General features: G+C 62.1%; 19 protein-coding genes and 1 tRNA gene. 9 read left to right on the top strand and 11 right to left on the bottom strand.

What is annotated here, in order from left to right:
• Positions 1-11: 11 nt before the first annotated feature.
• The 3 genes from B4400_RS08345 to B4400_RS08335 are packed head-to-tail and all read right to left on the bottom strand — an operon-like array spanning position 12 to position 2464.
• On the bottom strand, positions 12-491 hold the full coding sequence (locus tag B4400_RS08345; RefSeq protein WP_078288925.1) for a DUF1003 domain-containing protein: 480 nt from the start codon (positions 489-491) through the stop codon (positions 12-14).
• Positions 488-1777, bottom strand: coding sequence for a magnesium transporter MgtE N-terminal domain-containing protein (locus B4400_RS08340; protein WP_078309277.1), 1290 nt, complete (start codon positions 1775-1777; stop codon positions 488-490). Before B4400_RS08340 ends, B4400_RS08345 begins: the two co-directional genes overlap by 4 nt.
• Before the next feature lie 60 nt (positions 1778-1837).
• Positions 1838-2464, bottom strand: a complete 627-nt coding sequence (locus B4400_RS08335; RefSeq protein ID WP_078309276.1) for a TetR/AcrR family transcriptional regulator — start codon at positions 2462-2464, stop codon at positions 1838-1840.
• 83 nt (positions 2465-2547) lie between these two features.
• On the opposite strand from B4400_RS08335, the gene B4400_RS08330 reads away from it, so the two are divergent.
• Both B4400_RS08330 and B4400_RS08325 read left to right on the top strand, forming a co-directional pair.
• Positions 2548-3405: an SDR family oxidoreductase gene (locus tag B4400_RS08330; RefSeq protein ID WP_078309275.1), complete on the top strand. Its 858-nt coding sequence runs from the start codon at positions 2548-2550 to the stop codon at positions 3403-3405.
• Positions 3402-4850, top strand: coding sequence for a flavin-containing monooxygenase (locus tag B4400_RS08325; protein WP_078309274.1), 1449 nt, complete (start codon positions 3402-3404; stop codon positions 4848-4850). Before B4400_RS08330 ends, B4400_RS08325 begins: the two co-directional genes overlap by 4 nt.
• 6 nt (positions 4851-4856) lie before the next feature.
• On the opposite strand, the gene B4400_RS08320 is transcribed toward B4400_RS08325, so the two are convergent.
• Both B4400_RS08320 and B4400_RS08315 read right to left on the bottom strand, forming a co-directional pair.
• Entirely contained in the window at positions 4857-5672 is an 816-nt protein-coding gene (locus B4400_RS08320) for an aldo/keto reductase (RefSeq protein ID WP_078309273.1), read from the bottom strand.
• A gap of 121 nt (positions 5673-5793) precedes the next feature.
• A tRNA-Lys gene (locus B4400_RS08315) sits at positions 5794-5869 on the bottom strand.
• Positions 5870-6027: 158 nt separating this feature from the next.
• Between B4400_RS08315 and B4400_RS08310 the strand changes: the two genes are divergently transcribed.
• Positions 6028-7248: a L,D-transpeptidase gene (locus B4400_RS08310; protein WP_078309272.1), complete on the top strand. Its 1221-nt coding sequence runs from the start codon at positions 6028-6030 to the stop codon at positions 7246-7248.
• A 23-nt stretch (positions 7249-7271) separates the two neighbouring features.
• Here B4400_RS08310 and B4400_RS08305 read toward each other — a convergent pair whose 3' ends face one another.
• From B4400_RS08305 to B4400_RS24350, 5 genes are all read right to left on the bottom strand, one after another.
• Positions 7272-7835, bottom strand: a complete 564-nt coding sequence (locus tag B4400_RS08305; RefSeq protein WP_078309446.1) for a cadmium resistance transporter — start codon at positions 7833-7835, stop codon at positions 7272-7274.
• A gap of 75 nt (positions 7836-7910) precedes the next feature.
• A complete protein-coding gene (locus B4400_RS08300; RefSeq protein WP_078309271.1) occupies positions 7911-8798 on the bottom strand; it encodes a DivIVA domain-containing protein in 888 nt (295 codons plus the stop codon).
• 904 nt (positions 8799-9702) lie between these two features.
• Entirely contained in the window at positions 9703-10410 is a 708-nt protein-coding gene (locus tag B4400_RS08295; RefSeq protein ID WP_078309270.1) for a DUF3800 domain-containing protein, read from the bottom strand.
• Positions 10411-10414: 4 nt separating this feature from the next.
• Entirely contained in the window at positions 10415-11671 is a 1257-nt protein-coding gene (locus tag B4400_RS08290) for a tyrosine-type recombinase/integrase (RefSeq protein ID WP_139361321.1), read from the bottom strand.
• Entirely contained in the window at positions 11664-12158 is a 495-nt protein-coding gene (locus B4400_RS24350; RefSeq protein WP_139361320.1) for a helix-turn-helix domain-containing protein, read from the bottom strand. The genes B4400_RS08290 and B4400_RS24350 overlap by 8 nt, the downstream gene beginning before the upstream one ends.
• 89 nt (positions 12159-12247) lie before the next feature.
• On the opposite strand from B4400_RS24350, the gene B4400_RS08280 reads away from it, so the two are divergent.
• From B4400_RS08280 to B4400_RS24870, 4 genes are all read left to right on the top strand, one after another.
• A complete protein-coding gene (locus B4400_RS08280; protein ID WP_170914948.1) occupies positions 12248-12496 on the top strand; it encodes a helix-turn-helix domain-containing protein in 249 nt (82 codons plus the stop codon).
• Entirely contained in the window at positions 12496-13380 is an 885-nt protein-coding gene (locus B4400_RS08275; protein WP_078309267.1) for a helix-turn-helix domain-containing protein, read from the top strand. Before B4400_RS08280 ends, B4400_RS08275 begins: the two co-directional genes overlap by 1 nt.
• A 267-nt stretch (positions 13381-13647) precedes the next feature.
• The gene (locus B4400_RS24605) at positions 13648-13794 is read left to right on the top strand and encodes a hypothetical protein (protein ID WP_170914947.1); all 147 of its coding nucleotides are present in this window, start codon (positions 13648-13650) and stop codon (positions 13792-13794) included.
• Positions 13791-13913, top strand: a complete 123-nt coding sequence (locus B4400_RS24870) for a hypothetical protein (protein WP_286151157.1) — start codon at positions 13791-13793, stop codon at positions 13911-13913. Before B4400_RS24605 ends, B4400_RS24870 begins: the two co-directional genes overlap by 4 nt.
• 91 nt (positions 13914-14004) lie before the next feature.
• On the opposite strand, the gene B4400_RS08265 is transcribed toward B4400_RS24870, so the two are convergent.
• Positions 14005-14814 carry a hypothetical protein gene (locus B4400_RS08265; protein WP_139361783.1) on the bottom strand — a complete coding sequence of 270 codons (810 nt, stop codon included), beginning with the start codon at positions 14812-14814 and terminating at the stop codon, positions 14005-14007.
• Between the two features lie 281 nt (positions 14815-15095).
• Here B4400_RS08265 and B4400_RS08260 point away from each other — a divergent pair, with 281 nt between their 5' ends.
• Both B4400_RS08260 and B4400_RS08255 read left to right on the top strand, forming a co-directional pair.
• Positions 15096-16037 carry a DUF6602 domain-containing protein gene (locus B4400_RS08260; RefSeq protein ID WP_078309264.1) on the top strand — a complete coding sequence of 314 codons (942 nt, stop codon included), beginning with the start codon at positions 15096-15098 and terminating at the stop codon, positions 16035-16037.
• 74 nt (positions 16038-16111) lie between these two features.
• On the top strand, positions 16112-16429 hold the full coding sequence (locus tag B4400_RS08255; protein WP_286151155.1) for a hypothetical protein: 318 nt from the start codon (positions 16112-16114) through the stop codon (positions 16427-16429).
• Positions 16430-16581: the final 152 nt, after the last annotated feature.

The raw sequence follows: 16581 nt of genomic DNA, 5'->3' as shown, positions 1-16581 counted from the left end.
ACCTACTGGGTTTACTTCTCGCGTAGCGCCGCGATGGCCTCGTGGAGCTCTTCAAGCTCGCGCCGCAGATAGTCGCGGGTGGTGACCTCACCCACCGCGAGTCGCAGAGCCGCCAGCTCCCGCGCCAGGTACTCGGTGTCGGCCTTGGTTTGTTCGGCCCGGCGCCGGTCCTCTTCCAGCGACACCCGGTCGCGGTTCTCCTGGCGGTTCTGAGCCAGCAGGATCAGCGGCGCGGCGTAGGCGGCCTGGGTGGAGAACGCGAGGTTGAGCAGAATGAACGGATACGGATCCCATTGCAGGGTCACCGCGGAGAGATTCAGGATGATCCACACGATGACGAACACTGTCTGCATGGCCAGGTAGCGTCCCGTGCCCAGGAACCGGGCGATGTTCTCGCTGACCCTGCCGACCGCCTCGACATCGAGACCGAGGGACAGCCCGCGGGAGGTGCGCGGGGTATCGAGCCGTTGTCGTGCCGATGCGTCGCTCATGAACGGTCACCCCCCGACACGCTTTCGGGTTCGTCGGCGCGCCAGCCGTCGGGCATCAGGTGATCCAGCACGTCGTCGACCGTAACGGCGCCGAGCAAGTGGTTCTCCCTGTCGATCACAGGACCGCACACCAGGTTGTATGCGGCGAAGTAGCGGGTTACCTCGGCCAGTGGCGCCTCGGCATCCAGATATGGCAGGTCGGTATCGAGAATGCCGCCGACTATCGCATAAGGGGGTTCACGCAGCAGCCGCTGCAGGTGCACACATCCGAGGTAGCGGCCGGTGGGTGTCGCCGTGGGCGGCCTGACCACGAATATCAGTGAGGACAGTGCCGGTGTCAGGTCCGGATCACGTACGCGGGCAAGGGCTTCGGCGACGGTGGTATTCGGGCTCAGGATCACCGGCTCTGGAGTCATCATGCCGCCGGCGGTATTGGGGGAGTGAGTGAGCAACCGTCGGACAGGTTCGGAATCTTCCGGATCCATCAGTGCCAGAAGTGATTCGGCCTCCGCGGGGGACAGTTCCCCCAGCAGGTCCGCGGCGTCGTCGGGGTCCATGGCCTCCAGGACGTCTGCGGCGCGTTCATCTTCCAGCTTGGTGAGTACCTCGGCCTGATCGTCCTCGGGAAGTTCCTGGAGGATGTCGGCCAGCCGTTCGTCGTCGAACGCGGCCAGTACCTCGTCGCGCCGCTTGGCCGGTAGTTCACGGATGGCATCGGCCACCGCAACCGGCCGCATGCCCTCGAACTGGAGCATCAGCTGGGCGACGCCCTGTCCGGGCAGGTTGAGTGCCGACGGCGTCAACCCGTGGATGTGATTCCAGCCGGTGACTTGCACACCGCTGCGCCGTCCCAGCCGCCGAGGGCTCCGCACGGCCACGCGGGTAACCACCCAGTCGCGGGTGCGCGTCTGTTCCAGGCCCAGGTCCACCACGGCGAGATCGACACCATAGAACTGTTCGAGCTCAGGGTCGTCGGTGCGCACGGTGGTGTCGAGGACCTGTCCGAGCACCAGAGCCTCGCTGGGACGCTGTTCGAAGCGGCGCAGTGAGACGTTTCCGGTGTTGAGCGTCACCGACCCGGGCTCGATGGCGGTGACCCGCAACATGGGTACGAAGATCCTTCGGCGCGTGAGCATTTCGACGACAAGGCCGATAACCCGTGGCTGTTTTCGGGTAACACCAATCGCGATTACGACATCGCGCACCCGTCCGATCGACTCGCCGTCCGGACCGAGAACCACCAGGCCTGAGAGCCTGGCTGCGAACACCTTGCTCACTGCGGCCATGACAGCAAGGTTAGGGGGTAGGCCTGTCGGCCCCCTCCGCCGGTGTCGCGCGTTGGGTGGTTAGGAGCCGATTCCGCCGTACATGAGGGCGATGACGGCGGCCGAGAATCGCTCGCTGTCCTGCACCTCGCCGCCCCGCGAGGCGTGCAAGCCGGTGGCCAGGATCATCCCGGTCACTGCTCGGGCTGTGTACTCCGTGTCGAGATCGCTACGGAGGTAACCTCTTTCGACCCCGTGGCGCAGGTAGGCCTCGGTCAGTTGGTCACTTGTGGCGAGCATTCCGAAGACGCGTTCGCGTAGCTCATTGTCGACCGACCCCGCTTCCAGCAGAAGCAGCGGCAAGTTGGGGTTATCCCGGAACAGGTCCGCGAGGGCGGCGCCGATGCGTACCGACTGCTGGCGGTACTGCTCGATGTCGTCGGCGAGCCCGGCGGCGTTCTCCGCGCCGATCGCGTGAAAGATCTGCCCGGTGACGTCGTCGATGACATGCTCGATGATGTCCCGCTTGCTCTTGAAGTACCGGTAGAAGGTCCCATGGCCGATCCCGATCCGACCGGCGATATCCGCGACGCCTGTGGCGTGGTACCCCTGCTCGGCGAAGCACGCAAAGGCGGCATCCAGGATCTCTTGCCGCAGCTCGAGCTTCTTGCGCTCGGCGCGACTAAGTGTGGACGGGCTGGACGTCATAAGCGGCGATCCTACCGACCTTGACACCCGTCGAGAATGACATATCATTCCGAAACTGACAAGCCATTCCCTTGGAGGTTGATGTGAGTCGTTACCCGAAGATTGAGCTGCCCGGCGCGGTGGTCGTCATCACCGGTGGAGCCAGGGGAATCGGTGCCGCCACCGCGCGCCTTTTCGCTGACAAGGGGGCCGATGTCTGGATCGGTGACGTCGATGATGTGGTCGCCAAAGAGACCGCGAACACGATCCCGCGTGCGCAGGCCGGCGCCCTCGATGTCACCAAGCCCGAGTCCTGGGCGTCGTTTCTTGAGCGGGTCCGCGCCGAGTCAGGTCCCGTCGACATCCTGATCAACAACGCGGGCGTGATGCCGCTGGGTGGATTCGTCGAGGAGAACGAGCGGACCACCGATCTGATTCTCGATGTGAACGTGCGCGGCCCGCTCAACGGCGCGCGAGCGGCGTTGCCGGAGATGGTGGCGCGCGGCCGCGGACACATCGTCAACGTGGCCTCGATGGCCGGCAAGCTCGCCGTTCCCGGCATGGTCACCTACAACGCGTCCAAGTTCGGTGCTGTGGGGCTTTCCGTTGCGCTACGCAAGGAGTACGGCGACAGCGGCGTGAGCATCAGCTCCGTGCTGCCGAGCGCCGTGCGGACCGAGCTGGCCTCGGGTGCGCCGCTGGGCAAGGGCATGCCGACCGTCGACCCGGAGGACGTTGCCGCCGCGATCGTGCGCAGCGTCGACACCCGCCGTGCGCAGATCTCGGTGCCGGGCTGGCTGGCGTTCGTGTGGGGACTGGTGGATCTGTTTGTGCCCGAACCGGTGGAGCGACTCGGCCGCCGACTCATCGATGATCGCCGGGCATTGACGTCGCTGGATCTGAACGCGCGTGGTGCCTATATCGAACGCATCGAGCGTCAGAGCCAGGAGCACCAGAAGTGAGTGAGCAGCGCAGCCCGAAGGTCGTCGTCGTCGGTGCGGGCATGGCTGGAATCGCGGTGGGGCACAAGCTCAAAGATGCGGGATTCGAGGATTTCACCATTCTGGAGAAGGGCGATGACGTCGGTGGCGTCTGGTACTGGAACCGGTATCCGGGGCTGACCTGCGATGTGCCCTCGCAGGCCTATCAGTACCCGTTCGCGCCACGCACGGACTGGCCGCGGCTCTTCGCCACCGGCAGCGAGATTCAGGCGTATCACCGTAAGGCCGCCGAAGATTTGGGCGTGATGGCGCATATTCGCTGCGGGCAGGAAGTCACGGCGGCGGAGTTCACCGGGGCGGGCTGGCGGGTGACCACCGCGGCGGGGGAGACACTGGAGTGCGATTTCCTGATCGCCGCCACCGGCGTACTGCACCATCCGAACATTCCCGACATACCTGGCCTCGATGGCTTCCAGGGCAAGGTGGTGCACACCGCACGCTGGGACGATTCCGTGGTGCTGGAAGGAAAGCGTGTCGCCGCGATTGGCACGGGCTCTACTGGGGTACAGGTGGTTTCGGCAATGCAACCCGTTGTCGATCAGGTGACGTCATTCATCCGGACCCCGCAATGGGTGCTGTGGGCACCGATGGCGATGCGTCAGCCAAAGTTCGTGGCCAAGTTGTTGGAGGCCCTACCCACCGAGCGCATTGTGCGATTCAGCGCGTTGACGGGCACCGATGCGCTGGTGAACATCGTGACCCGGCCCAGCTGGGGGCGGCGTTTGGTGCAGCAGTACGCGCGGGCGTGCTTGCATCTGATTCGCGACAAGGAGCTGCGTCAGAAGCTGACCCCGGACTATGAGCCGCTATGTAAGCGGCAGGTCTTGTCGGGGTCGTTCCATCGCGCCGTCCAGAAGCCGAATGTTGAGATCGTCACCGACCGCATCGACAGAATCACTCCCACCGGGATCGTGACGGTGGATGGCGTCGAACGCGATTTCGATGTGATTGTGCTGGCCACCGGATTCCAGGCGCATAACTACATGCGGCCCATGAATCTGATTGGCAAAGACGGATATTCGATTGACGAGGCGTGGGAGAAGGGGCCCAAGGCCTACCGGATGACCGCCATCCCCGGCTTCCCGAATTTCTTCACCGTGCTGGGCCCCAACTCGCCGACCGGATCGATCTGGCTTCAGCACACGGCCGAGCGCACCGCCGAGTACATCATCAGCTGGCTGCATCGCTTCGCCCGTGGCGAGATCACCACGGTGGAAGTGAGCCGTGAGGCCACCGATGAGTTCAACGACCAGGCGCGCGAGGCGATGAAACCCACGGTGTGGGCCACCGGCTGCAACTCCTGGTATCTCACCGAAGACGGATCGGTGGACCTGTGGCCCTTTGATCGAAAGACCATGGAGCGCATGCTCGCATCGCCCGAGGAGAGCCACTACATCGTGCAGTGATGCGCGTTAGCGCAAATTGAACGTCTCAGGATCCGGGCCGATGCGACCGTCGGCGGCGTCGAGCCCGGTGATGCGCTCGACCTCGTCGGTGCTGAGCTCGAATCCGAACACGTCGAAGTTGGCCGCGATGCGTGCCGGCGTCACCGATTTGGGGATGACGACATTGCCCAGCTGAAGATGCCACCGCAGGATCACCTGCGCGGCGCTCACCCCGTGGGCTTGAGCGATGGCGCCGATGGCCGGGTCGTCCAGGATGGTGCCCTGGCCGAGCGGTGACCACGCCTCGGTGGCAATGCCGTACTCGGCGTGGAAGGCCCGCAGCTCGGGCTGGGTGAACCGGGGATGCAGCTCGATCTGGTTGAGAGCAGGAACTTCTCCGGTCTCATCGATGAGCCGTTTGAGATTGTCTACGGTGAAATTGCTGACCCCGATGGCCTTGGCGCGACCGTCGGCCTGAATCCGCTGCAGAGCCTTGAAGCTCGCCACGTATTCGTCGAGCTCGGGTACTGGCCAGTGGATGAGGTACAGATCCACGTAGTCAGTGCCCAGGCGCCCCAGGGAGGCGTCAAAGGCGCGCAGGGCATTGTCGTAGCCCTGATCGGCATTCCACAGCTTCGTGGTCAGGAAGATATCGCCACGGGCAATCCCGGACTCTGCGATGGCGGCGCCGGTGCCTTCCTCGTTCTCGTACACCTTCGCTGTGTCGATGCTGCGGTATCCAACCTGCAGCGCTGTCGACACGGCCGAGCGCGCCTCGTCGTCGGGTACCTGCCAGACCCCATAGCCGAGCTGGGGAATCGTGGTACCGGAATTGAGCGTCACATTGGGAACTACCTGGGGAACCGTCACGGTCAACCCAACACGAGCCGCCGCCGAGTATTCCCGGGGACCTGGTGGTAATCGAAACGCCCCGCTCCCAAACCTGGGAACGGGGCGTTTCAGATGGTGCGCCGTCAGGGGCTCGAACCCCGGACCCGCTGATTAAGAGTCAGCTGCTCTACCAACTGAGCTAACGGCGCGTGAACGTGCGTGGAAGACCTTAGCAGCCTCAGAGCCCGTAACGAAAATTGTCATGCCCGCGATAGCCCGGTCGCGTTGATTGAGGTGGTCGTCGACCTTCACGAGCCCGTACAATCATGGCTGAAATCGCATGCACGAGATTCAAAGGGAGCAAAGCATGACCCAGGGTCGTCCACGCCTGTTGGTTGGCGCGCGTCGGCGGTGGGCGTCCGTGCTCGTTCTCCCGCTCGTGGCAATGGCCGTGCTGGCCGGATGCTCAAGTACCGCATCCCAGGAACCGCCGAAAGTCATTGACAAGGCAACGCCTTACGCGGATCTGCTGGTGCCCAAGTTGGCGATGTCGGTGAAGGATGGTGCCGTCGGCGTCCCGGTCGATGCTCCGGTGACGGTGACCGCGGGCGAGGGTGTGCTCGGAACCGTCACCATGGTCAACTCCGATGGCAAAGAGATCGCCGGGGAGGTCGGTTCCGACGGCGTGAGTTGGTCGACCACAGAGCCGCTCGGCTATGACAAGCAGTACACGTTGACCGCCGACGCCCGAGGCCTCGGCGGCGTGGCCCGCACCAATGCGACGTTCCGCACCCATTCGCCGGACAACATGACGATGCCGTACGTCATGCCGGGCGACGGTGAGGTAGTCGGGATCGGTCAGACGGTCGCCATCCGGTTCGACGAAAGCATCCCGAATCGGGCCGCGGCAGAGAAGGCCATCAAGATCACCACGAACCCACCCGTCGAGGGTGCGTTCTACTGGTTGAACAACCGTGAAGTGCGTTGGCGCCCAGAGGCGTTCTGGGAGCCCGGAACGTCCGTCGACGTGAAGGTCAACACCTACGGCGTGGATCTGGGCAACGGCGTCTTCGGGCAGGACAACGTGACGTCCCGTTTCGCCATCGGCGACGCGATCATCAGCCGCGTGGATGACAACAACAAGGTCGTCAACGTCGAGCGCAACGGCGAGATCATCAAGACCATGCCGACCTCGATGGGTAAGGACAAGGCGCCCACCAACAACGGCACCTACATCATCGGCGAGCGGTTCAAGGATCTGATCATGGATTCCTCGACCTACGGCGTCGCGGTCAATTCACCCGACGGATACCGCACCAAGGTGCAGTACGCCACCCAGATGTCCTACAGCGGGATCTACGTGCATGCCGCACCGTGGTCCGTGGGCGCGCAGGGACGTACCAACACCAGCCACGGTTGCTTGAACGTGAGCACCGCGAACGCAAAATGGTTCTACGAGAACACCAAACGCGGCGACATCGTGATCGTCTCCAATACCGTTGGCCCGGTGCTACCCGGTACCGAGGGCCTGGGTGACTGGAACATCCCGTGGTCGCAGTGGAAGGCCGGAAACGCCCGGCAGCATTAGTGGCATCGCGTCTGCGCGCGGAACTATGGGCCGAACGCCCCGCCGTCGATCAGGATCGTGAGACCTATCCCGATCAACACCAGCGGCAAGGCAACATGACCCCAGCGGGTCAACAGTGCTGCGACTGCCCGACGTGACGCAAAAAACCAGCCTGCCAGGCACCACAGCGCCACACCGCACAGGAACACCACCGCATACCCTGCCATCCCGTCCGCTCCGGCAAGGGCGAACACGGGCACGTACACGCCGACGTTGTCGCCGGCGTTGGCGAACGTCACCGCTGCTACCTGGAACACCCCAACGCCGCCGGATTGCGCAGGAGTAGCGGCATTCTCGCTGCCGCGATCGCGTCGCAGGTTCCAGGCTGCGCGTAGTCCGAGTATCAGAGGAAGCAGGCCTAAGTAAGGAATCGCCTTCTCCGGCAGGAGATTAGCGCCCAACGCTCCCACCACCGACACCGCCAGAATCGCGGAGAACCCCAGATGTTGACCGATAACAACCCGGGCCACCGCAGAACGGGAGCGCCCGGCCCGACCGAAGAAGACTGCCAGCACCACCATGTCGTCGACGTTGGTCACCGCGAACATCGCCGCGGCGCGGCCTATCAACGCCCAATCCACCAGCACGCCAGCGAGCGTACGGGGGTTTTCCGGCGTGCAGTTTTAGCCTTCAATGACCTTCTGGTCGAGTACTCGCTTGGACGGCACCATGATGATGGACTTGGAGTTGTCGCGATCGCGGTAGGCGGACTCCAGGATCGACGGGATGCTCTCGAGCTTGCCGTGCACGCTCATGAGCTGCTCCAGAATCGAGATGCGCTGCTGGCCAACCTCTTCCACTGAGCGACGGGCCTGGTCCAGGCGGCGTTCGATCTGCTCATCCGCCAGGCGCAGACGGCGATCTGCTTCGTCCTTGGCATCGGCAAGGCGCTTCTCGCACTCGGCCTGGGTGCTGCGCCGCTGCTCATCGACGGTCGACTGCGTTTCGGTACGCAGCTTGGTCAGCTCTTCGTCCAGCTCCGTCTCGGCCTTTTCACGCCGCTTTGCCTCTGCCGAGCGTAGCCGCTCGGACTCGCTGACCGCCTGGGCGACAATCTGATTGGCTTCCTCGCGGGCCCGCGCCATGACCTCGGTGTACTCGGTCTCCAGTGCGCTCTGCCGCGCCGCCATATCGGCGAGCATTTCCTTGTGCTTGGTGCGCATGGCTTCGGCGTCGGACTTGGCGGCGGCGACCAGCGCGGCCGACTCGGTGCGTGCCTCGCTCTGCATCTCGGAGACTTCGTCGACGGCGATGCGGAGCATCTTGGCCATCCGGTCGGTCATCGCGTGTGCGGACGGGGACGTGTCATTCAGGTTCGATACCTCGTCCTTGAGGGACGCGACCTGCTTGGTGGTTTCCTCGAGGCGAGCCTTGAGCGTCTCCACGTCGTTCAGTCCGGACTGATGCATAATCGTCAGTCGGCTGATGTACTCGTTGACCTCAATCGGGTCGTACCCGTTACGGGTCCTGGTGAAGTTCCGAGTGGACTCATTGGTGGTGGTCACGGTCACTGGTACCCCTTGGAAACAGGTGTGGAAGTAGTGGGAGAGCGTTAGCCCGCGAAGAGTATGACACGCGTTACCAGTTCTCGTATACAGGTGTTGGTAAATACTGGGTCGTGACGTAACCAGATTGTCCACATCCGACGCGCCTGGTCACAGCGTCTATTTTCGCAAGTGTTGCTGCCGCCGATCGATGACAGCACGCCCGCAGCGGGTTCGCCTCGGCCGTGCCCGAATGGCTTCGGTGTTTGCTAACGATCCCCGTTGACATCACTGCAGACGTACTGGTTGCCGGCCGTGTGATTTGCCGTAGGCGGAATCATGGAACGTATTGCCTATAGACGGGGTTTCCTGAAACTGATCTTGATTGCGCAAGTTCAGGTAGCGATGACGAGAACTACCGGGTCGCGGTATGGGGTATCTGGCTCGCGGCGGAGGTTTGGGCTGCCACCGTGTCACGGACCAGGAGGAAGAACGGAACGGCGGTGCCCGCCCCGACGCCGAAGGTCACCTCGAGAAACGGAATCGCCGCCTACTTGTGTAGACGGCGATTCCGATATGGGGTGGCTGACGGGACTCGAACTCCTGTCACGGTCGGCGACCTGCGTTTTCTGTATATTACGAAAATGGGCTCTGAGCAGTCGATTCACGTGTGTTACAGGGTGTCAAACACGGGTGTCGGGGCAGGCGGTTCTCGAACGGATTATGGATGGAATTATGGATGGCGCGGCGGTCGAACAGGCGTCCTGACCCCCAGGGGGTGACCACTGTCATGTCGGCAATGGGGTTTCCTGGCGTTCCCATTTCTGGTAATCTCGCTGTCAGCAGGTGCTGGACCTCCGCGAAAGCCGACATCCAGACCGACCCCAGGTGTTGCGACAGCAGCCTGGGGTCTGCTTCTTTCTGGGGTTGCTCAGATTTTCGGCACGGGCACGAAGTAAACCTGTTCGCGCACGATGTCGAAGAACGAACTAGTGATATCCGTATGTGTCAGCGTTCGGCGATATGCCGAACAAACCACATCGGGAAGCCACAGCAGCGGCTCGCACCCTGGCGTCGTCTGTACCAGTTCGACGTGACGCGGGATGTGCCCACCCTGAACCAGTGCTCGGTGGTTGGCATCGTCGGTGTGCATCAGGTGGTCTTCGTTGCGTTCCTCCAGGACGAACAGGCGTACCGCCTCCCAGTCGTCACACGCTGTGCAGAGTGCCTTGACTAGCCCGTAGTAGCAGCGAAGGCGAGCGATTTCGGCGTCCTTGTCGTCGGCATTGACGCTCACTTGATGCGTGACCACACATGCCTCGCCGCCGTCTGACAGGAAAGCAAGCATGTCCTTGATGTCGTCAAGACGTTCTTCGCGCAACGCTTCGGTGGTGTGCCAGTACACTCTTCCGTCGCTGCGGTTTCGAGAGGCAATCTGCTTCAACCCGTCGCGCAGTTCTTCCATATCGGAGACCTCAACCAGCACGGCGGTGAGTACGTAAAAGGTCTTCTGTCCCTGGCTCGAATCCCTCGGGGCTTGATAGGACTCATCCAGGAACGCCACCGGTCCCTTGATGCGTTCGTACTTTCGGAGCAGCTTCCCGACACCGACGTGAAGGTCGGCTAATTGGCCAGCCATCGCGCTACCCGAAGTCCAGGATGTCGGCGGCGGCTTCGTCCGACTTGCGGGTGACGTGGGTGTAGATGTCCAGCGTGATTTTCACCGACGTGTGTCCCAGCCGCTCGGCGACGGTCTTCACGTCCATTCCGCTGCCGATGAGGATGGTCGCCGCTGAGTGACGTACTTCGTGAAGGTGAATGGTCGGCAGAACATCAGCACCACCGAGCGCCTTCTGTGCCCACTGCACGCGGCGCGTGAACATCTCCGACGTGCTCGCACGGTTCCGGTGGCGGTCCCATTTTCCTTCCATTGGGAACACCCAGGCACCAGCACGCACCAAGTTGATGTCGCGCGCCGCCAGTAGTTGCCGCCATTCACGGAGGGCGGCGGTCGATGACTCGCTGATCGTGAAGTCCCGTGACTTGTTGTTCTTCGGCTTCTTTGTTTGACCGGGCTTGGTGTCCAGTGCGCGGCGGATGTTCACCTTCCGGTTCTTCAAGTCCAGGTCACCCCATTGCAGCGCCAGTATCTCGGAACGTCGCGCCCCGGTGGCCGCGAACGTGGACCACATCGCGTAGTACGGGTCTTTCCGTGACTCCCGCAGCCACTTCAGGAACAGGATCATTTGAGCCTCGGTCCAGACGGTCATCTCGACCGACTCTTTTTCGACGGCTTCTTTTGACGGCTTTTTCACCTGCTTGCCCTTGCCGGCGTTGTCCAGCAGGTACTTGTCGTCTACTGCCGCGTCCAGCAGATGGGCAACTGTGGTCGCCACCTTCGCAACGGTATTGGCTCCCAGTGGCTTACGGTTCGCGGCGCTCCACCGTCCACTCGTGGGCAGGTTCGGCGGCAGCTCGGTTCGGAGTTGAGCGTAGAGGGTGTTGAGTGTCGTCGTCGTCACCTTGTCCAACGTCAGATGACCGATGCGAGGCAGCACATGCACGGTGAGGTAGCGGCGGTCACCCTCGGTGGTGCTCGACTCTAGGTCGGGGTCGGCTTCCCGCATCACCATCCACTGCTCGGCGAACTCGGACACCGTGGGAACGGTGCCGCCGACTCGTAGTCCACGCTCGACATCCTTGAGTGCCTTGGCTTTCGCGGCGTCTGCTGCCTTCTCGGTGAGGAATCCACCGAATTCGGCGGTGCGCTTGCCCAACTCGGGCTTGGTGGAGTCTTTGTAGACGCGGATGATGTAGGACCAGCGGATCCCGGCCTTGGTTTCGTACGAGCGGGACTGCCCCTTCCCGTGGTACGCCTTCTGCCTCTTCTTTTCAGTCACGGCGCTCACCCGGCCGCTTGCGGTGGGCGAATGGCGGGACCTGCTTGCGCCGCCACGCCTCGACTTCGAACTCGTCGCGCCCGGTGTCGGTATAAAGCGGTTCGCGCAGCGGTGCGTCCGCGACCAGCCAGTCCCAGAGCTGACCGGACACTAGGGCTACACCCTGATCACCGGGGTCTGGTTCGGCGCTGGTGGCCACGTGCCACGCGATGCCGCCGTCTTCATCGTCGTCATCCTCTATCCGAGGCATCAACAGGGACGCGGGGGACACGTCGAGTGCGGCGGCAATGGCCATCAGGTCGTCCACATCTGTTCTGCGGTCGAGGTTTTCAATGGCCGAGAGCGTGTTTACGGTCATTGGTCGCCCCACCTCTGCCATGCGCTCGGAAAGCTGAGCCAATCGCCACTCCCGCTTCGCGCGGAAAAAGGCGATGTTCGCGGCGACGGTGCGCCCGGTAGCTCCCAGCTCAATCGCTTTCCTGCCCATGACAGGCAGTATGCCATATGCGGCCAAATCTTCCCGGAAATATGACCCATAATTCCGTATGTTACGGAAATTATGGTAGGATGAGGAATATGATGGAGATGGGCGCGGAACTCAGTCCGCTTCTGACCTACGCGGAGGCGGGGCGCTACCTGCGGAAATCGGCGCGATTCGTCCGTGACCTCGTGTACTCGGGCGAACTGGAAATCAAGCGCATCGGACGCACCCCCTACGTGCACCGGGCTGACCTGGATGCCTACATCGCCAGCACCGCCGAGATAGGGGAGTCGGCACGGCGTCCGGAGATGACCCCGGCCCACAAGCGGCGAGGTGCGGCCTGATGCCCGACTCCCTCGACCGCACCTCCGCCGAACAGCTCGACCATCAGCTTCGCGCTGCGGCGGCTGCTGCACGTGAGTCGCTGGAGTTGGTGGCCGCGTTGGTCGCCGAAGCCAAGGCCGGTCGGGTTCACGAGACACTCGGTTTTCCGAGCTGGACGGCGTATCTGGCTGATGCGTTGGGCGGCAAATTGCACGTCCCCGATGCGCTGCGTAGTGAACTGATTGGGCTGTTGGCAGGCGAGGGAGTTTCGGTGCGGGGCATCGCGGCGGTCACGGGGGTGTCGAAATCCACGGTGTCACGGGAGGTTCGGTCGCTGCCTGTTGCCGAGCAGAGTGAACCTACTGTCCCAGATGGGACAGTAGGAGAAGGCATCGAGCCCGTGGGGGAGGGGTCTGCGAGGCCCACGGCGGCATCGGAGATCGTTGGTCTCAACGGCAAGAAGTACAAGCGTGCTTCGACTCCTGTTTCTCGGAAGCAGGCGCTGCAACTGAATCCGCCGGGTAGTGCTCGCAGGAACAGTGTTCGTGTTGTGGGCGGGATGCTGGACCTGGAGCGGTTCATAGAGATCAGCGACGCGCCGATTCATGGGACTGACCCGCAGACCGGCGACACGATTGTCGTTCACCAACCCACCAAAGACCAGCTGCGCGCTGCCTATTGGCGGAAGCTGATGGAGCACACCGTGCGATGCCTGGATGCCCTGGATGAGGGCCTCGATGAGATTGCGCTAGCCCTGATGCGGGGGCGCGGGCAACGCGCGGGTCGCGATGTTCGCGAGCAGTGGACTCGCGATGCGCTGCTGCGGGCACGCCAGCGGGTCGATGACCTTATTGCCCAACTGGATCTAGGCGACGAATCCGCAGACCGGGAGGAATCGCCCTAGCAAGAGACTTCCCGGTCACCTGGCCGGGAGAACGGGGCATGGCCCCATATGAGAAAACCCCCGGTTGCGACGGGGGCTTGGAAAGGAAGTAACGATGTCCGTTAACCAAACTACCACGTGTTTGTGGTGTGGTGATCCCCTTGCCCCGGGGAAGGAAGAGGTCGAGGCCCGTGCTCGGTTCCTCGACGGTGATTTCTGTTCGGAGACGTGCAGCACCGCTGATGCCGTCGATGCTGGGTGGATTCGAGACGATGAGGAGGAGGGCCGATGACTGCAAAGCGACGGAGCAAGCCGAAGTCGGTGTGCCTCAACTGCGGGAAGCCCTCGGTGCATGCGTTGTGTTCCGATGCCTGCATCATGGAAGTTCAGACCGCTATTTGGCGCGCCATGGCCGAGACGAAGGCGGCGAAGTGACCGAAAATACCGGCACGACAGTGTGTCCCGAATGTGGGGCGCGGTATGTCGTGCTCGTGAAGCTGATCGATGTGCTGATGCGGATGGGGGTGGATTTCGAAATCCAGTCTGCCGCGTGACACTGCTCGGTCAGGAAACCCCGGAGGCTAGTTCTGCGGGGTTTCCTGCTGTCTGGGCGCAATTCTCGGGGGCACCGCCGGATGGGCTATGTCAGCGGATTGTGTTGGGATAGTTGGGCCATAGCTGGTGCTGTGGGCTCGTCGCGAAATACGCGCGTTGTGCTGTCGTGGGGTAGCCGATCATGCGGAACGGGGCACCGCGATGGTCGTAGATAGCCACTGTCGGCCCTGTGTCGAACGTGATTTCCAGGTGGTAGTGGATGTCGTCGGTGAACAGGGGTGCGAATACTTCGACGATGAATCCGACTGTTTCGCCGCGTATCAGGTCGGTGGTCTTCGCGTTGACGAACCACTCGGGTGTTGGCAATCCGTGGTCGTCTTGGATGCGGGCGTGTAGGTCGGTCGAGGCGAGGTCGAAGGCGAAGCTTTCTTTGCTTCCAGTTCCTTGGGGCGACGCGAAGTAGACGGTGCCGGTGGGGACTGGGAATCGTCCGTCGATGACGGCCTGAATGCTGCTGATGCGAGTGCGTGTGTGGTGTGTGCCGATGAGGTCAAATGACATGAGGGACTTAATGAAAGCGCGTTCATAGCAGTAGAACGGCATGGTGGTGTAAATCGCACGGTGATGGCCAGGGAACCGCGTGTAGCTGATGCCAGGGTCGGAATCGAGGGGTAGGTCGATGACCTCGTGGGAGAGCCACCCCACTCCTTTGGTGGGAGGCAGTGTGAGAGCAACTCGCGCTGCGGGTATCTGAGCGTCTGCCTTGTCGTGCAACGCAGCGGTCTTGGTGGCTGCGGCGAAATCCTGACGGTGTTTGAAGAAACGTCCGTCGAGCCACTTTAACGCTAGCCCGACTGTCAGGCCGATCAGCACTGTTTGAGCGATGTAGATGATAGACACTGTCATTCCTCCTGCGTGTGTCTTCGGCGTTGTCGAGTGAGTCGGGGTGCAGTATCACAGAAACTATGTGCCACCCGCGTAGCCGCTAGCCGCTTCCCTTATCGCTCAGGCCATCTGGATTCGGAGACCTTCCAGAAACACCAATCCTCCGAGGAGGCTGTCTGACCTTGTGGAGTCTTGGTCATGCTTTCAGTTAGCGTAGGTCTGCTGCGCCCATTCGCGTCGGCAATTTGGCGTCTTCTTGGGCGTGGGACTGTTCGTCATGCGCGATACTTGTCTTCGTGATCCATCGCAGTGGCCAATCCCAGCACGTACGATTGCTCGACCAAATTGCTGAGGATATGGCGTCCGACTACGACGCGATTAGGACGGAAATCAGCGACCAGGGCGCTTCGGCAATCCAGGAGTCAGGATATCGTGCGGAGTCCAGGTGGAAAGAATTCTTGGAGGATTGGCTGCCTCCCCAGTATGAGATAGGGACGCGTAAGTACCTTGTCGCGGACAGCACAGGGGAGAAGTCCTCTGAACAAGACTTGGTGATTTTCCATCCGTCGTATCCGAGAAAACTGCGTGCGCAGACGTTGGTTTCGGTATCTGGCGTTGTCGCGGCGTTCAGTGTCAAGCTCACGCTTGACGCGGCAGGACTAAGGCAGGCCATCTTGTCGGCTCAACAAGTACGTCGATTGCTGGCTCACCCGCCCCGGAACGTACGTGGAGAACTGGTATCTACGGTCATGTATGGGGTCCTGGCACATTCACATGTGTGGAAGGGTGTTGGCGCGACACCGATTGCGAACATCGAGCGTCAGCTAGTTGATCAGGGTGCTGTGAACCCCCGCGAAGGCTTGGACGTTGTGTGTGTGGCAGATCTCGCCTGGTGGCAGCGCATGCTGTTCGTCCTGACTGAATATCTGATTGACGGATTGAAACAGCAGGGGATTGAAGACATTCCACATGTGCAAGATGTGATGTTTCGAGAAGCCGATTCGGTTGGAAAACCGCAATCGCTAGGAGGGTTGCTCTCGGCAATCCTGGGGAGACTCGCCGTCTTCGATATGACAGTTACCCCTATTGCTAACGGTCTTCGACAGGCCACCGTTCCAAGCCAAGAGGCGGGAGCACGGCATCGGTGGCCGTTGGCGGAGGTTCTGAGCAACGACACCTTGGAGTCGATACGAAATGGGCGGACTGGATCGCCTGAGTGGAACTTTACATATCCATAGCGAATGTCTGACAAGTCAGGGGACGTGCACACTCCCCGCTTTCTCTTGTCGCCCAATCGTTCTAGCTTCAGGTAATGCCCGAAAACCCCAACACGCGAGGGCATCTGATGTCACTCGCAGAGCTGTTCGATGAACCGCGACACCTCACCGGACCCGACGCGGAGCGCTGCTCGGCTTCCGCCCACCCCGCCGAGTGGGCTGCCCTGACGGTCGGGTGGTCTCGTGTCCTGACCGCAGCCAAGGTAATCCAGTCCCGCCATGCCGCCGACAGCGCGGATCCCGTGCTGGCCCAGTGCCGCGATGCCAGCCGAGAAGCTGCCGTGTCCGAGTTGCGCTGGTGCTGGGCGAGGCTCGTGAACAAGTTCATCGGGGAGGTGGAGTCCGATGGCTGATTCAGAAGCTCCCCTGGCTCCCGTAGAGCGCCTGACCATCGTCGCTCTCTATGCCCGTCTCACATCTTTAGATGTGTTACACCCAGCACAACACAACGCCGGCGATGTGAACACGCAGGTCGAGGTGTCTCACATCTTGGTGTCAAATTCCC

The organism is Mycobacterium sp. D16Q13 (genome assembly GCF_002013375.1).
In the GTDB taxonomy this organism is placed as follows: Bacteria; Actinomycetota; Actinomycetes; order Mycobacteriales; family Mycobacteriaceae; genus Mycobacterium.
This window is presented reverse-complemented; position numbering and strand designations above follow the sequence as displayed.